Raw genomic sequence first — 15067 nt, forward strand, 5'->3', positions numbered from 1 at the left:
CCTATACAAAAAGCGATAACAAGGGGCCCTTCCTTACACCGGGGCGGTTCGGAAGGACACCTCGGCGACCAGCCCGGTCGGCTCGGCCCGGTGCATGGTCAGCCGGCCGCCGGAGGCGTCCACCAGCACCGCCACGATGGTCAGGCCCAGCCCGGCGCCGTCGATGTTCTGGGTGTCCGGGGCCCGCCAGAACCGTTCGGTGGAGCGGGTCAGCTGCGTCTCGGTCATGCCGGGGCCGTCGTCGCTGACCCGGACGACCGCCTCACCGTCCCGCTCGTCGACGGCGACCTCGACCCGGCCGCCGGGGTGACCGAACTTGACCGCGTTGTCGATCAGCGCGTCCAGCACCTGGTCCAGCGCCGTCCGGGCGGTGTGCACGTACGCCGGCCCGGTGGTCGGGGCGAGGGCGAGCGTGATGTTCCGGTGGTTGGCCAGCGGCTGCCAGGCGGCGACCCGGGAGGCGGCCACCGCGGCGGCGTCCACCACCACCAGGTTGTGCTGGCCCCGTTCGGCCCGGGCCAGGGTGAGCAGGCCGTCGAGCACCTGGGCGAGCCGGTCGGTCTCCTCCAGCGCGAGCCTGTGCTCGTCGCGGCCGTACTCGTCGGTCACGCTGTGGCCCAGCTCCTCGACCCGCAGGCGCAGCGCGGTGAGCGGGTTGCGCAGCTGGTGGCTGGCGTGCGCGACGAAGGCGCGCTGCCGGTCCAGCGCGTCGGCGACCGCGTCGGCCATCTCGTTGAAGCTGGTGGCGAGCCGGCGCAGCTCCGGCGGCCCCTGCTGGGTCGGCACCCGGGCCTTGCCGTCCCCGGCCGCGATCTCGTGGGTGACCACGTCGAGCACGGTCACCGGCCGGAGCACCCAGCCCGCCAGCCGGAACGCGGTCATCACCCCGGCGGAGACGGCGAGCAGGCCGGTCATGGCGAGCACCGCCCACCAGACGCTGACCGTCCGGCGCACCCGGGAGGTGTCGGAGACGGTGACGACGGCGCCGATCACCTCGCCGCCGTCGTTGACCGGTACCGCCACCACCAGCGGGCCGTGCTGCCAGGGCCAGACCACCTCGGGCAGGGTGAGCTGCCGGCCGGCCAGTGCCCCCCGGACCACCGACCCGGTCGGCTCGGGCGTGAGGTCCACCCCGCCGGTCGCGACGACCCGGTCGCCCTCCCGGTCGACGACGGCGGCGGCGATCCCGTACAGCTCGTGGTAGCGGCGCAGCTCGTCGGTGATCGCGCTGACCGTGTCGCTGCGCAGGGCCGGACCGGAGAGCGAGGCGAACCGGTTGGCGTCGGCCAGCCGGTCCGCGCGGATCCGCTCGGTCTCCCGGTTGGCCAGGGTGACGGCGAGCGGCGTCTCCAGGGCGAGCAGCACCAGGATCACGAGCAGCGAGTAGCTGAAGACCAGGCGGCGGGTCACGTAGGGCTCCGGTCTACTCGGTCCGGAGCCGGTAGCCGACGCCGCGCACGCTCTGCACCAGGTCGGGGTCGCCCAGCTTGCCGCGCAGCGACCCGACGTGCACCTCGACGGTGTGCCGGGCGGCCCAGGTGGTCGGCCAGACGTCGAGCAGGATGCGCTCGTGCGGCACCACCGCGCCCGGCTGCCGGGCCAGCGAGACCAGGATGTCGAACTCCTTGCGGGTCAACCCGACCTGCCGGCCGTGCAGCGTGACCAGGCGGGCGGCCACGTCGATCCAGAGCGGCCCGACCTCGATGGTCCCCGGACCCGGCTCGGCGCCGCCGGCCCGGCGGAGCACGGCGACGATCCGGGCCTCCAGTTCGGCCATCGAGAAGGGCTTCACCACGTAGTCGTCGGCGCCCATCCGCAGCCCCAGCACCCGGTCCCGCTCCTCGCCCCGGGCGGTCACCGCGATGATGCCGAGCCGCGCGCTGCGCTGCCGCAGCACCCGGCAGACCTCGACCCCGTCGCCGTCGGGCAGGGTGAGGTCGAGCAGCACCAGGTCGCAGGGGGCGGCGGCGAGGGCGGCGGCGGCGGTCGGGGCGCGCTCCACGTCGTACCCCCGGCGAGAGAGTGCCGAGGCCATCGCCCCGGCCACCCGGGCGTCGTCCTCCACCAACAGGATGCGCATGCCCGCCCGCTCCTCGTTCCCGCACGATCTCCGCGATCATCCCGCATCGGTGTCACCGGACGCACCGTCGGCGGACCGGCCGGAGTCTCAAGTTTGCCTCAACTTCCGTGGATCGATGTTCCTCAAGCTGCGCCGGTAGCTGTTAGATCACAGTCATCCGAGCTGGCGCGGCCGCCCCTGTCGGACCCTTTTCCGTCGTACAACGTCGTATGGAGGGGTACCAGGTGAAGCGAAGACTGTCCCGGACGGCACTGCCGGTCGCCACCGCACTGGCACTGGTGGGCACGCCCGCGCTGACGTCCGCGACCGCGGGCGGTGCGACCGCCGCGCAGCGGGTGCCGAAGCCGCAGTCGGTGATCGGCTGGGAGCCGTGCACCGACTACAAGCTGGCGACCTACGAGCAGATCGCCGACTACTACGCCAAGCTGGACAGGGCCAGCGAGCGGATGAAACTGGTCGAGATCGGGAAGACCAGCGAGGGCCGGCCGCAGCTGATGGCGATCGTCTCCTCGGAGGAGAACCTCAGGGAGGAGAACCTCAACCGCTACCGGGAAACCTCGGTGCGGCTCTCCCAGGGTGACGGGCTCTCCGAGTCGGTGGCCCGCGGGCTGGCCCAGAGCGGCAAGGCGGTCGCCTGGGTCGACTTCGGCATCCACTCCACCGAGGTGGCCGGGCACCAGACCGCCCCCCGGTTCGCGTACGACCTGGTCACCAGCGAGACGCCGGAGGCGCAAGCGATCCGGGACAACGTCGTCACGCTGCTGGTGCCGAACACCAACCCGGACGGCGGCACCAAAGTCGCCGAGTGGTACCGGCAGAACCTCGGCGGGCCGTACCAGGACGCCGGCTATCCGGAGCTGTACCAGAAGTACGCGGGCCACGACAACAACCGCGACTGGTACATGTTCAACCTCCAGGAGACCCGGAACGTGGGGCGGCAGCTCTTCCACGAGTGGCTGCCGCAGATCATGCACAACGTGCACCAGACCGCGGTCTTCCCGGCCCGGATCAGCATCCCGCCGTTCGAGGACCCGCTGAACCCGAACATCCACCCGCAGGTGGTCCGGGGCGTCAACCTCGTCGGTGACGCGATGGGGCAGCGGCTGGAGCGCGAGGACAAGGTCGGGGCGCTGGCCCGCCAGTCGTACGACATCTGGTGGAACGGCGGCGCGCGGACCGCGCCGTACTACCACAACCAGATCGGCATCCTGACCGAGACCGCGCACGCCTCGGCGACCCCGCGGGTGTACGACCCGAAGGACTTCCCCGCCACGTTCGCGGACGGCACCTCGACCAGCCAGCCGTCGGTGTTCTACCCGAGCCCGTGGCAGGGCGGCGAGTGGCACCTGTCGCAGAGCTGCGACTACATCTCGACCGCCTCCTGGGCGATGCTGCGGCTGGCCAGCGACGACCGCGAGGGCTGGCTCTACGGCGCGTACCAGATGGCCCGGGACGGTTCCCGGGACGGCGCCCGGACCACCTACGTGATCCCGGCCGACCAGGCCGACTTCCCGACCGCCACCAAGCTGGTCGACAAGCTGCGCTGGAACAACGTCCGGGTCGAGCGGGCGCTGGCACCGTTCAAGGTGGGCAAGCGGACCTATCCGGCCGGCAGCTACCTGGTCCGGGAGGCGCAGCCCTACCGGGCGGCCGTGCGGGACCTGCTGAACCCGCAGGTCTACCCGGACCGGCGGCTCTACCCGGGCGGCCCGCTGGAGCCGCCGTACGACATCACCGGCTACACCCTGTCGTTCCAGATGGGTGTCACGGTGGACAAGCTGGACCGGACGGTGCCGGTGAGCACCGCCGAGGTCGGCTGGCCGACGGTGCCGACCGGGGTGGTGGCCGGCGCGCCGAAGCAGGCGTACGCGCTCGACCCGCGGGTCAACGACAGCGCGGCGGCGGTGAACGCGCTGCTGGCGGCGGGGGAGAAGGTGGCCCGCAGCACCGGCGAGGTGACCACCCGCAGCGGGAAGCTGCCGGCCGGCACCTTCCTGGTCACGCCCGGCCCGCAGACCGGTGACCGGGTGACCGCGCTCGCCACCGAGCTGGGGCTCAGCGTCGCGGCGGTGGACACGGCGCCGGCGGCGGTGACCGCGCTCGCCGCGCCCCGGATCGGCCTGTACGACGGCTTCAACAACTACGACGAGGGCTGGACCCGGCTGATCCTGGAGCAGTTCCGCTTCGGTCACCAGAAGCTGACCAACGCGATGGTGCGTGGCGGTGACCTGCGGGCGAAGTTCGACACGATCGTGCTGCCCGACGCGACGTACGCCTCGATGCGCAACGGCCGGGCGGCCGGGACGCTGCCGGCGGAGTACACCGGCGGGATGACCGACGCGGGTGTGGCCAACCTGAAGGCGTTCGTCGAGGCGGGCGGCACGGTGGTCACCCTGAACCGGGCGGCCCAGTTGCCGATCGAGGCGTTCGGGGTGCCGGTGCGCGACGTCACCGCCGGGGTCGAGGAGACCGAGTACAACATCCCGGGCTCGGTGCTGAACCTCGACGTCGACCCCGGCGACCCGGTCGCGGCCGGTTTCGCGCCGACCGCTTCGGCGTTCGTCGCCGACGGGCCGGCGTTCGAGGTGGCCGAGGGTGCCGAGGGCGTCTCGGTGGCGGCCAGCTGGCCGACGGAGAACCTGCTGAAGAGCGGGTTCCTGCTCGGCGAGGACGTGATCGGCGGCAGGGCGGCCGTGGTCACCGCGCAGGTCGGTGAGGGGCAGGTGGTGATGATCGGCTTCAAGGCGCAGCACCGGGCGCAGTCGCACGGCACGTACCGGCTGCTGTTCAACGCGATGTACCTGGGTGGTCAGCGCTGACGACCTGAGGTGCGGGTCGTGGTGGCCGGACGGCGGCGGTACGCCGATCGGCCACCACGACCGCACCGGCTCCGCCGACCACCGGCGAGCCGGTGACCAGATAGCTACGCTGTGTCAATGGCCGACCGGGACGATCCGCCGAACCGGCCCGGTTCGCCGGGCGTGGTGGCCGGGGTGTCCGAGACGGACCGGGTGAAGGCGTTCAGCGACGGCGTCTTCGCGATCGTCATCACCCTGCTGGTGCTGGAGCTGCGGGTACCGGAGCACGAGCCGGGCGGCCTGCTCCACGGGTTGCTCCAGGAGTGGCCCGCCTATCTGGCGTTCGTGGTGTCGTTCGTCTACGTCGGGGTGATCTGGCTGAACCACCACGCGCTGCTGCGGCTGGTCGCCGGCATGACCCTCGCGCTCAACTGGATCAACCTCGCGGTCCTCCTGGGCGCGGTGATCGTCCCGTTCTCGACCAGCGTGCTCGCCGCCGCGTTGGCACCCGGCAGCGACGACCGCGACCGGCGGGTGGCGGTGGTCCTGTACGCGGTCGCCGCCGCGCTGATGTCCGCCCCCTGGATGGTCCTCTTCGGCTACCTGCGCCGCCGTCCCGAGCTGCTCAGCCCCGGGGTGACGCGCCGGTACATCCGCAGCCAGGCCTTCCGCCCGCTCACCGGGCTGCTGCTGTACGGCCTCAGCGGGCTGCTCGGGTGGTTCGTCAACCCGGTCGTCGGGCTGGTCGGCATCATCGTGATGATCTGCTATCACGCGTTGACCAGCGAGGGACTGCGGGAGGGCCCGTTGGGGCGGCTGCTCGGCCGAGGGTCGGCGGGACGCCCGGCCAGTTGAGCAACCGGTGCGGGCCGGCCGGGCCGGGGTCGGTCCGCCGGTCACCCGCCGGAGAGGTGTACCCGCACCGAGACGCTGTTGTCGGCCGGCGTCCGGTCGGTCAGGTACTCGCCGTCGAGGGCGCTCAGCGCGGTGATCCGGAAGCCGTCGACCGTCCGGGTACCGGGTGCCGGCGCCACGGCGGCGGTGATGGTCATGGTGACGTTCTGCGCACCGCCCGCCGGGACGTTGCTGAACAGGTGGCAGTCCAGCATCCGGGTCTCGGTGTCCTGCTCGCCGAAGTTGCAGGGGCCGGCGTCGTCGCCGATGAGCCGGATGTCCAGCTCCAGCGGTTGCACCACCCGCAGGCCCGTGAACTCGTACGGCTGCCGGCCCCGGTTGTGGACGGTGAACGTGATCGAACCCGCGTACCGGTCGCCGGAGGGCGACAGGTTGACCTCGGTCGGGGCGGAGACCGCCAGGTCGGTGGGGCGGCCCGGGCCCGCTGGCGGCGCGTCCGGTGCGTCGCCCGGGTTGTCGCGGGCCGGGGTGGTCGGAGCGGCCGGGAGGGACGGCGTCGCGGACGGGCTGGCCGGCGGGGTGGGTGTCGGTGTCGTCCCGGCGGTCGGGCCGACCGGCGGGGAGGGCCGCGCGGTGGCGGTGGCGGGCGGCGGATCGGTGGCGGGTGGGGCGGGCGGGCGCGGGTCGTTGCCGATCACCGCGGCGACGCCGCCGGCCAGGACGACCGCCGCGAGCGCCCCGGCGGCGGTGACCCGGTTGCGCAGCCGGCGGTGGGCGATCCGGCGGACGACGTCCGGGTCCGGCGGGATCATCCGGTCCAGCGCGTCGGACCGGAAGCCGGCGAAGGCCGCGTCCAGCCGGTGACCGGTGCGCGGGTCGAGGTCGTCCATGTCAGTTCACCTCCGTTCCGGACGGGCGGAAGCTCGGCTTCCGGGGCACCCCGCCGGGCGGCGGCGTCTCCGGGTCGGTCTCGGTCAGCCGGGCGGCGAGCGTCAGGCGGGCCCGGTGCAGCCACGACTTGACCGTGCCGGGGGCGACGTCGCACTCCAGGGCGATCTGGTTCACCGACAGGTCCGCCAGGTGGTGCAGGACGACCGCGCGGCGCTGGTTGGCCGGGAGGGTGGCCAGCGCGGCGGCCAGCGCCACCCGGTCCGGGCCGGGGCCGTCGACGTTCTCCGGGCGCTGCCGCTCGGCGAAGAGCCGGGCCGTCCGCAGTCGCCGCCACCGGCTGGTCGCCGCGTTCCAGGCGACCCGGCGCACCCAGCTCACCGGGTCGTCGTAGCGGGCGATCTTCTCCCACCGGGGCCAGGCCCGGCTGAAGGCCTCCTGCACCAGGTCCTGGGCCTCGGTCATGTCTCCGACGTACGCGTACAACTGCACCACAAGGGACTGGAAGTGCGAGCGGTAGACATCGTCGAACCGCGGCGCCAGGTCCTCCGCCTGCACTCTCGTCCCTTCGATCATGGGTGGGGCGTTCACCGTACGCGGTTCGGTCGATCCCGGGGTGCCGCCCGGCTCCTGGAAGGTCAGGGGCCGGGCGGCCGCGATGGTCATGCGCGTCGGTGTGCTGGTGGTTATGCGGCGTCGACGGCGTCGACGTCGAACGAGGCGGTGTTGTCGGACGGGTCGACGTCGGGGATGTCGTCCACGAACAGCGACGTCGTCAGGGAGAGGGTGCCGGTGCCGAGCTGCCCCGCGGTGGTGCCGGTCGGGGCGCTGAACAGCAGCTCCACCGTCCGCTCCTCGCCGGCCGCGAACGAGTCGCCGGGGATCGCGCACCAGTTGCCGGCGCACACCTCGGTCGGCTCGATGCCCTCGATCTGCACCCCGTCCGGCAGGGTGAAGTCGACCGAGAGGAAGTCGTTGCCGGCGTCACCGGCGTACCTGATGGTCACCGGCAGGCGTCCGGCGTAGCTGCCGTCGGCCTGCCGGAGCAGCCGGGCGGTGCCGGCCGTGACGGTGGCGTCGGTCTCGGTGTCCTGCACGTACGGCCGGGGGTTGCGCAGCGAGCCGGTGGTCGACCGGAACAGGGTGTCGAACGGCTTGGTGACGCCGTCGGCCGGGTCGTCCGAGTACACCGAGACCTCTCCGCCGGCGAGCGACATGGCGTGGTCGCGCGGGGCGGTCGGTGCCCAGAAGTCGACCGTGAAGCTGCGGCGCTCCCCGGGCGCCAGCGCGCCGTCCGGTACCCCGCAGTGGATGCTCCGCCGCCGGCCGTCCGGCGCCCAGCCGAACAGGCAGGCATCGTTCGGGGTCAGGCCCTCGAAGGATCCGGCGACCGGCTCGACGACGGTGAGGTTCAGGTATCCGGGTTCGGTGCCCCGGTAGGTCACCGTGACCGGCAGGCTGCCGAGGTGACCCCGGTCGGTGGGCTCGAACACCAGCCGGCCGACCGAGACCGCGGCGTCCCGGGGGGCGACCGATCCCGTCACCGCGGCGGTCGCGGCGCCGGGCCGGGACGGCGCCGTCGGTGCCGCGGGCGCGGCCTGTGCGGCGGATGCCGCGGCGAGCACCGCGAGAGCGCCGCCCAGGACACCGCCGAGCAGTCGGCGAGGGGTGGGTGTCGTGGTCATTGCAGGTCCTCCGGATCCCCGTGGTGGACGGCGGACGGTCCGCTCGTCCGGTGTTGCGGCCAATACACGTGCGTTCCGGGGGTCCGGTTGCAGCCAAGATCAGTCAGGTAGCTGACAGCACCGGCCGGGCCGCCGCGGCGTCGGTCGGGCAGCCGCCCGTGCCCGCCCGCCGCAGGACTTATCGACGAATGTCTGGCTGTGTATTTACTGTTAACAATCTTTACCTTATGTTGAGGAGACCTTCCCGATGACGTAAGGAGCCCACGATGCGAAGAAGCGTGGTCCTGGTGGTGACGACGGTCGCCGCCGTCCTCTCCGCGCTCGTCGTGGCCGCGCCGGCCGCCCAGGCGCACGGCTACATCTCCTCACCCCCCAGCCGCCAGGCCCTGTGTGCCCAGGGACGGGTGCCCAACTGCGGCCAGATCCAGTACGAGCCCCAGAGCGTGGAGGGCCCGAAGGGGCTGCGCAGCTGCCACGCCAACATCGCCCACTTCGCCGTACTCAACGACGACAGCCGCAACTGGCCGGCCACCTCGGTCGGCAACACGGTGACGTTCAACTGGGTGCTCACCGCCCGGCACGCCACCAGCACCTGGGAGTACTTCATCGGCGGCAGCCGGATCGCCGTCTTCGACGACGGCGGACGCCAGCCCGGCGCCACCGTCTCGCACAGCGTCAGCATGGGCGGCCGGACCGGCCGGCAGAAGCTGCTGGCCGTCTGGAACATCGCCGACACGGCGAACGCCTTCTACGCCTGCGTCGACCTCCAGATCGGCGGCGGCGGAGGCAACCCCAACCCGAACCCCACCCCCACCCGTACGACGAACCCGCCCACCCCGCCGCCGGCCACCACCGCACCGCCGCCGGCCAGCGGAACCTGGCGATCCGGTACCGCGTACCAGGTCGGCAGCCAGGTGACCTACGGCGGCGCGACGTACCGCTGCCAGCAGGCGCACACCGCCATCCCCGGCTGGGAACCCCCGAACGTCCCGGCCCTCTGGCAGCGCCTCTGAAGCACCGCTGACGGGTGTCCACCCGTCTCCGGGTCCGGACCCGTACCCCCTGCGGGTCCGGACCCACACCCCTGCACCCGCGTCCCCTCGGACCCCCGCATCCCCTTCGGCGCACCGGAGACGAGGCCATGACCCGCCACCGCCGTACCCTGACCGCCGTGACCCTGCTGGCCCTGGTGGCCGGCTGCGGCTCCGGCCCCGGCGGCACCTCCGCCGCCCCGCCCGCGCCGGCCGGGACCGCCGCGTCCCCGACCCCGAGCACCACGCCCGGCGGCTTCAACGCGGCGGACGTGATGTTCCTGCAGATGATGGTGACCCACCACGGACAGGGCCTTGAGCTGGTACGGCTGGCGGAGAGCCGGGCCCGCCGCGACGAACTGCGGACGCTGGCCGCCGCCATCGACGTCACCCAGGCGGCCGAGCGGGAGACCATGCGGGCCTGGTTGCGGGGCTGGGGCCGGGCCACCGAGGCGGACCCGGACGCGCATGCGCACGCCGACCACGGCGGGCTGCCGATCACCGGACCGGAGCAGATCGCCGCGCTGGCCGGTGCCACCGGGGCCCGGTTCGAGACCGACTTCCTCAACCTGCTGATCGGGCACCAGCACAACGCCGTCGAACTGGCCCGCACCGAGCTGCGCTCCGGCACGAACCCGGAGGTGAAGGAGCTGGCCCGGCGGATCGAGCTGTCCCGGACCGCCCAGATCGACCAGATGCTCAAGCTGCTGCCCACCGGCGGGACGGCCGACGGCGGGGGCTGAGCCGGCGCCTGTGGTTCACTGTCGGGTGGACCCCGGGAGAGGAGGAGAGCCGTGCAGTTGCCAGCCGTGCTCGGTGAGCCGATCCGGTTCGTGCTCAACTGGGGGCGGCGCTACTCGCTCTGGGTCTTCAACTTCGGGCTCGCCTGCTGCGCCATCGAGTTCATCGCCACCAGCATGGGGCGGCACGACTTCATCCGGCTCGGCGTGATCCCGTTCGCGCACGGTCCGCGCCAGGCGGACCTGATGGTGGTCTCCGGCACGGTCACCGACAAGATGGCCCCGGCGATCAAGCGCCTCTACGACCAGATGCCCGAACCGAAGTACGTCATCTCCTTCGGTGCCTGCTCCAACTGCGGCGGGCCGTACTGGGACTCCTACTCGGTGACCAAGGGCGTCGATCAGATCATCCCGGTCGACGTCTACGTGCCGGGCTGCCCGCCGCGCCCCGAGGCCCTGCTGCACGGCATCCTCCTGCTCCAGGAGAAGATCGCCGCCGAGCGCTCCGGGATCGGCGGTGTCGCCCGGCCGGACGCGCTGGCCTCCCCGGCCGACCGCCCCGGCGCGCCGCCCGCCCGCAGCGTCTCCTCGCTGACCGCGCCGGTCGTAGCGCCACCGGGCGAGCGTCGCTGACGTACCCTTTCGATCATGACTGTGACCAGTTCACGGCGGGCGGAGTGGCTGGTCGATGTCCTGGTCGCCGAGTTCGGCGAATCGATGGCCGTCGACCCGACCGCGTTCCGGCGGAAGTTCCGGAAGATGGCCGCCTCGCCGTTCGCCTTCTACCGGGGCAGCGCCTCGGTCTTCTACGCCGACCTCGTCGGCGACTTCTCCGACGACCGGTTCCTCGACCGGCTCACCAGCCGGGTCTGGATCCACGGTGACCTGCACGCGGAGAACTTCGGCACCTACATGAACGGCTCCGGCCAGCTCGTCTTCAACGTCAACGACTTCGACGAGGCGTACGTCGGGCCGTTCTCCTGGGACCTGAAGCGGTTCGCGGCCAGCGTCGCCCTGATCGCGTACGGCAAGGCGCTCTCCGACTCGGCGATCACCGGGCTGGTCACCCGGTTCGCCACCGCCTACCTCACCGAGCTGCGCGCCATCGCCGCCGGCGGCGACGACGCGATCGGCTCGATCAGGCTGGACAACGCCGACGGCGTGCTGCGCCGGGTGCTCCAGCGGGCCCGGCTCAGCACCCGGGTGGACCTGCTCGCCACGCAGACCACCATCGACCAGTACGAGCGCCGGTTCTCGCTCGGCGACGGGGTGTACGAGATCGACGCCACGGTCCGGGCCGCGGTGATCGAGGCGTTCGAGGGCTACCTCGGCACCCTGCCCCCGGCCAGCACGACGGCACCGCCGGTGTCCGCGCACATCAAGGACGTGGTGCTGCGCAAGGGCGTGGGCATCGGGTCGGCCGGGCTGCCGTCGTACAACCTCCTGCTGGAGGGGCACACGCAGGCGCTGGAGAACGACGTCGTGATCTACATGAAGCGGGCCCAGGTGCCGGCGGTCGCCCGGCACGTCGCCGACGAGGGCGTCCGCGGCTACTTCCGGCACCAGGGCCACCGTACGGCCGAGTCGCAGCGGGCCCTCCAGGCGCACGCCGATCCGTGGCTCGGCTTCACCGAGCTGGACGGGCACGGGCAGCTCGTCGCCGAGGTCTCCCCGTACGCCGCCGACCTGGACTGGGCCGACGTGAACGAGCCGGAGGAACTGGCCGGGGTGATCGGCGACCTGGGGCGGGCGGTGGCCCGGATGCACTCGGTCGCCGACGACGAGTCCAGTCACGACCTGGTCGACTTCTCCACCGAGGAGGCGATCGTCGCCGCCGTCGACGCCGACGAGGGCGGCTTCGTGGCGCACCTGGTCGAGTTCGCCCACGCGTACGGCGCGCAGGCCCGGGACGACCACCAGATCTTCGTCGACCTGTTCCGCAACGGCCGGCTGCCCGGCGTGTAGTCGGCTCAGAGCTGGAAGTCGAGCACGACCTTGATGTCGTCGGGCTCCGGCGTGTACGCCTGCGCGTACGACCGGACCGGAACGCGCCGGGTGATCAACGAGGCGAGCCAGTTCGGGTCGGCGGCGCGCAGCGCCTCGGCGGCCATGTCCCAGTGCCGCCGGTTGGCGTTCACGGTGCCGAACACCACGTTGTTCTCCAACACCAGCGCCCGGTTGAGCGCACCCGCGTCGAAGTCGATGCTCCGCCCGCCCGAGGAGACGCCGGTCAGGCAGACGATGCCGTTCGGCGCCGCCTTGCACATCAGGTCGAGGACCACCGGCGGGGCGCCGGTGCACTCCAGCGAGATGTCCGGCTCGATTTCCAGCTCCGGCACCGTACCGGTGTGGAAGTGCGCGCCGAGCGCGCGGACCAGCCCCGGCTTGGCGCCGCTGGCCGACCGGTTCAGCACGTGCACCTCGTACCCCCGCTGGGTGGCGAGCAGGGCGGCCAGCAGGCCGATCGGTCCGGCACCGGTGACCAGCACGGTCCGCGGTTCCCAGGCGGCGCGGGCACCGATCCGCTCGATGTGGTCCCAGGCCTTCGCCAGCACGCTGGTCGGCTCCAGCAGCATGCCCAGCTCGGCCAGCTTCGGATCCAGGCGTACGGCGAACTTCGGGGGGATCCGCCACCGGTCCCGGGCGAAGCCCTGGAGCCCCTTGATGCCGTGCTCGGTGTACCGCCCGTTGCGGCACATGTCCCACTCCCCGGCGGCGCAGTTGGTGCAGGGCACCGGGTCGGGGTGCCGGACGATGCCGGCGACCAGGTCGCCGGGGGCGAGGGTGCCGGTCGGGTCCTCGATCACCCGCCCCAGCGACTCGTGCCCGATCACCAGCGTCTTCTCGCCGGGCGCCGCCTCGCCGTAGTCACCGTGGATGATCTCGTGGTCGGTGCCGCAGATGCCGACCGCGAGCGCCTCGACCAGCACCGAGCCCTCCTCGGTGGCGGGCTCGGGAAAGTCCTCGACCAGCCGCAGGGAGTCCGGGGTGCCGGGGGTGACGGTTATCGCGCGCACCCGGTCATTCTTCCCCGCCGCGCCGTCCGGTACGCCCGAACGGGGTTTTCGCGGTCCGGCGGGCCCGGGTCGGGCGGTCGGGACGCGCCGGGGCGGCCGGCGTGGCCATAGGATCGCGGGCATGACGCCGGAAGAGGTCGGTAGCCGGTTGGGCACGCTGCTCGCGGACGCGGAGGTCACCGTCGGCCGCTCCGGCGGCGAGGCGTACGCCCGGGCGACCGTGGACGTGCCGCCGGCCAGGTGGCGGGACGCCGTACGGGCCGCCCGGGACGATGCCGAGCTGACCTGTGACTTCTTCGACTGGCTCTCCGCCGTCGACGAGCTGGCGGACGGTTTCGACGTGGTGGCCCACCTGTGGTCGACCACCCGCCGGCACGGCGTGCTGCTGCGTACCCGGATTCCCCGGTCGGCGCCCACGGTCGCGTCGGTGGCGGACCTCTTCCCCGGCGCGGGTTGGCACGAGCGGGAGACGTACGAGATGTTCGGCATCGACTTCGACGGGCATCCGGGGCTCACCCCGCTGCTGCTGCCGCCGGAGTTCGAGGGGCATCCGCTGCGCAAGGAGTTCGTGCTCGCCTCCCGGGTCGCCAAGGCCTGGCCGGGGGCGAAGGAGCCGGGCGAGTCCGAGGCCGGCACCTCGCGCCGGCAGGCGATGCGGCCGCCGGGCGTACCGGCTCCGGGCGAGTGGGGGCCGGCGGCGGCCGTACCGGGAACGGAGAGCCCGCCGGAGCGGCCCGCCCGGCGCCGACCCACGGCCGGCCCGCCGGGGTCGCCGTCCCGACCGCCGGTCTCGGGCCCACCCGGCACCGGCCCGGACTCGCCGGCCGAACCCGGCACGACCGACGGGACCGGTGGTGCGTGATGCCGCTCTGGCTGGAACTCCTCGTCCGGGTCGGCGGCGTGGTCGTCGCCTTCCTCGTCCTGCCGCTCGTCGTCGGCCAGGCCGAACACAAGGTGATGGCGCACATGCAGGGCCGGCTCGGTCCGATGTACGCGGGCGGCTTCCACGGCTGGGCCCAGCTGATCGCCGACGGGGTCAAGTTCGTGCAGAAGGAGGACATCACCCCGCGCGAGGCGGACCGGGCGGTGTTCCGGCTCGCCCCGGTGGTGGCGCTGGTGCCCTACCTGCTCGTCCTGCTGGTCATCCCGCTCGGGCCGAACGACCTGGTCGGGCAGCCGCTGGACATCGGGCTCTTCTTCGTGCTGGCGGTGGTCGGCGTCGGCGTCGTCGCGGTGCTGATGTCGGCCTGGGCGTCGGCCAACAAGTACAGCCTGCTCGGTGGGATCCGGGGCGCGGCCCAGCTGCTCGGCTACGAACTGCCGCTGGTGCTCGCGGCGGCGAGTGTGGCGATGGCCGCCGGCACGTTGAGCCTGCCCGGCATCGTCGAGGCGTGGCAGCCGTGGTGGCTGCTCTGGCAGGCACCCGCGATGATCGTCTTCTTCCTCGCGGGGCTGGCCGAGATCCGCCGGCCGCCGTTCGACATGCCGATCGCCGACTCCGAGCTGGTCTTCGGCTACCTGACCGAGTACACCGGACTGCGGTTCGCGTTCTTCCTGCTCGCCGAGTACGTCGGCATCGTGGTGATCGCCGCGCTGACCACGGTGCTCTTCCTCGGCGGCTGGCAGGGCCCGTTCGGTGACGACTACCTCGGTTGGCTCTGGACGCTGCTGAAGGTCTTCGCCGTCTCGTTCGTGATCATCTGGTTCCGGGTGAGCTATCCCCGGCTCCGCGAGGACCAGCTCCAGCGCCTCTGCTGGCTCGTCCTGGTCCCCGTGGCCCTGGCCCAACTCGTCCTAACCACCGCCGTAAAACTCACCCTCCCCTAACCCCCCGCCCCCAAGATCGCCGTGATCAGGGAACGGTTCCGCGTGTCGTACGGCGTGTCGCCGTACCACTCCCTGATCACGCCGATCTTGCCGGTGGGTTCGCCCTGGGACTGGTCGGGGCCGGCGGGGGATGGGGTGCACGGGGC

General features: G+C 72.6%; 14 protein-coding genes. 8 read left to right on the plus strand and 6 right to left on the minus strand.

The window, feature by feature from the left end:
- Nucleotides 1-33 precede the first annotated feature (33 nt).
- Nucleotides 34-1410, minus strand: a complete 1377-nt coding sequence (locus ACQEUR_RS02765) for an ATP-binding protein (protein ID WP_433024676.1) — start codon at nucleotides 1408-1410, stop codon at nucleotides 34-36.
- A gap of 13 nt (nucleotides 1411-1423) precedes the next feature.
- Complete coding sequence (locus ACQEUR_RS02770; RefSeq protein WP_433024678.1) at nucleotides 1424-2080, minus strand: response regulator transcription factor; 657 nt, start codon at nucleotides 2078-2080, stop codon at nucleotides 1424-1426.
- A gap of 224 nt (nucleotides 2081-2304) precedes the next feature.
- On the opposite strand from ACQEUR_RS02770, the gene ACQEUR_RS02775 reads away from it, so the two are divergent.
- Both ACQEUR_RS02775 and ACQEUR_RS02780 read left to right on the plus strand, forming a co-directional pair.
- The gene (locus tag ACQEUR_RS02775; protein WP_433024680.1) at nucleotides 2305-4899 is read left to right on the plus strand and encodes a M14 family zinc carboxypeptidase; all 2595 of its coding nucleotides are present in this window, start codon (nucleotides 2305-2307) and stop codon (nucleotides 4897-4899) included.
- A 117-nt stretch (nucleotides 4900-5016) separates the two neighbouring features.
- Nucleotides 5017-5733, plus strand: coding sequence for a TMEM175 family protein (locus ACQEUR_RS02780; RefSeq protein WP_433024682.1), 717 nt, complete (start codon nucleotides 5017-5019; stop codon nucleotides 5731-5733).
- Between the two features lie 41 nt (nucleotides 5734-5774).
- Here ACQEUR_RS02780 and ACQEUR_RS02785 read toward each other — a convergent pair whose 3' ends face one another.
- From ACQEUR_RS02785 to ACQEUR_RS02795, 3 genes are all read right to left on the minus strand, one after another.
- Nucleotides 5775-6623 carry a hypothetical protein gene (locus tag ACQEUR_RS02785; protein ID WP_433024685.1) on the minus strand — a complete coding sequence of 283 codons (849 nt, stop codon included), beginning with the start codon at nucleotides 6621-6623 and terminating at the stop codon, nucleotides 5775-5777.
- 1 nt (nucleotide 6624) lies between these two features.
- Complete coding sequence (locus tag ACQEUR_RS02790; RefSeq protein ID WP_433025912.1) at nucleotides 6625-7197, minus strand: SigE family RNA polymerase sigma factor; 573 nt, start codon at nucleotides 7195-7197, stop codon at nucleotides 6625-6627.
- A 110-nt stretch (nucleotides 7198-7307) separates the two neighbouring features.
- Complete coding sequence (locus ACQEUR_RS02795; protein WP_433024688.1) at nucleotides 7308-8306, minus strand: hypothetical protein; 999 nt, start codon at nucleotides 8304-8306, stop codon at nucleotides 7308-7310.
- Nucleotides 8307-8572: 266 nt separating this feature from the next.
- On the opposite strand from ACQEUR_RS02795, the gene ACQEUR_RS02800 reads away from it, so the two are divergent.
- The 4 genes from ACQEUR_RS02800 to ACQEUR_RS02815 all read left to right on the plus strand — a co-directional run bounded on the left by ACQEUR_RS02800 (nucleotide 8573) and on the right by ACQEUR_RS02815 (nucleotide 12042).
- Nucleotides 8573-9319, plus strand: coding sequence for a lytic polysaccharide monooxygenase (locus ACQEUR_RS02800; RefSeq protein WP_433024691.1), 747 nt, complete (start codon nucleotides 8573-8575; stop codon nucleotides 9317-9319).
- A 176-nt stretch (nucleotides 9320-9495) separates the two neighbouring features.
- Nucleotides 9496-10080: a DUF305 domain-containing protein gene (locus ACQEUR_RS02805; RefSeq protein WP_433025915.1), complete on the plus strand. Its 585-nt coding sequence runs from the start codon at nucleotides 9496-9498 to the stop codon at nucleotides 10078-10080.
- Nucleotides 10081-10131: 51 nt separating this feature from the next.
- Nucleotides 10132-10710, plus strand: a complete 579-nt coding sequence (locus tag ACQEUR_RS02810; RefSeq protein ID WP_433024694.1) for an NADH-quinone oxidoreductase subunit B — start codon at nucleotides 10132-10134, stop codon at nucleotides 10708-10710.
- 15 nt (nucleotides 10711-10725) lie between these two features.
- Nucleotides 10726-12042: a DUF2252 domain-containing protein gene (locus ACQEUR_RS02815; protein ID WP_433024697.1), complete on the plus strand. Its 1317-nt coding sequence runs from the start codon at nucleotides 10726-10728 to the stop codon at nucleotides 12040-12042.
- Between the two features lie 5 nt (nucleotides 12043-12047).
- Here ACQEUR_RS02815 and ACQEUR_RS02820 read toward each other — a convergent pair whose 3' ends face one another.
- Entirely contained in the window at nucleotides 12048-13094 is a 1047-nt protein-coding gene (locus ACQEUR_RS02820; protein ID WP_433024700.1) for a glucose 1-dehydrogenase, read from the minus strand.
- A 121-nt stretch (nucleotides 13095-13215) separates the two neighbouring features.
- Between ACQEUR_RS02820 and ACQEUR_RS02825 the strand changes: the two genes are divergently transcribed.
- On the plus strand, nucleotides 13216-13956 hold the full coding sequence (locus ACQEUR_RS02825) for an NADH-quinone oxidoreductase subunit C (RefSeq protein ID WP_433024703.1): 741 nt from the start codon (nucleotides 13216-13218) through the stop codon (nucleotides 13954-13956).
- Entirely contained in the window at nucleotides 13956-14921 is a 966-nt protein-coding gene (gene nuoH, locus ACQEUR_RS02830; protein ID WP_433024706.1) for an NADH-quinone oxidoreductase subunit NuoH, read from the plus strand. Before ACQEUR_RS02825 ends, nuoH begins: the two co-directional genes overlap by 1 nt.
- The last annotated feature ends 146 nt before the right edge of the window (nucleotides 14922-15067 follow it).

Source organism: Plantactinospora sp. CA-290183 (assembly GCF_050936375.1).
In the GTDB taxonomy this organism is placed as follows: Bacteria; Actinomycetota; Actinomycetes; order Mycobacteriales; family Micromonosporaceae; genus Plantactinospora.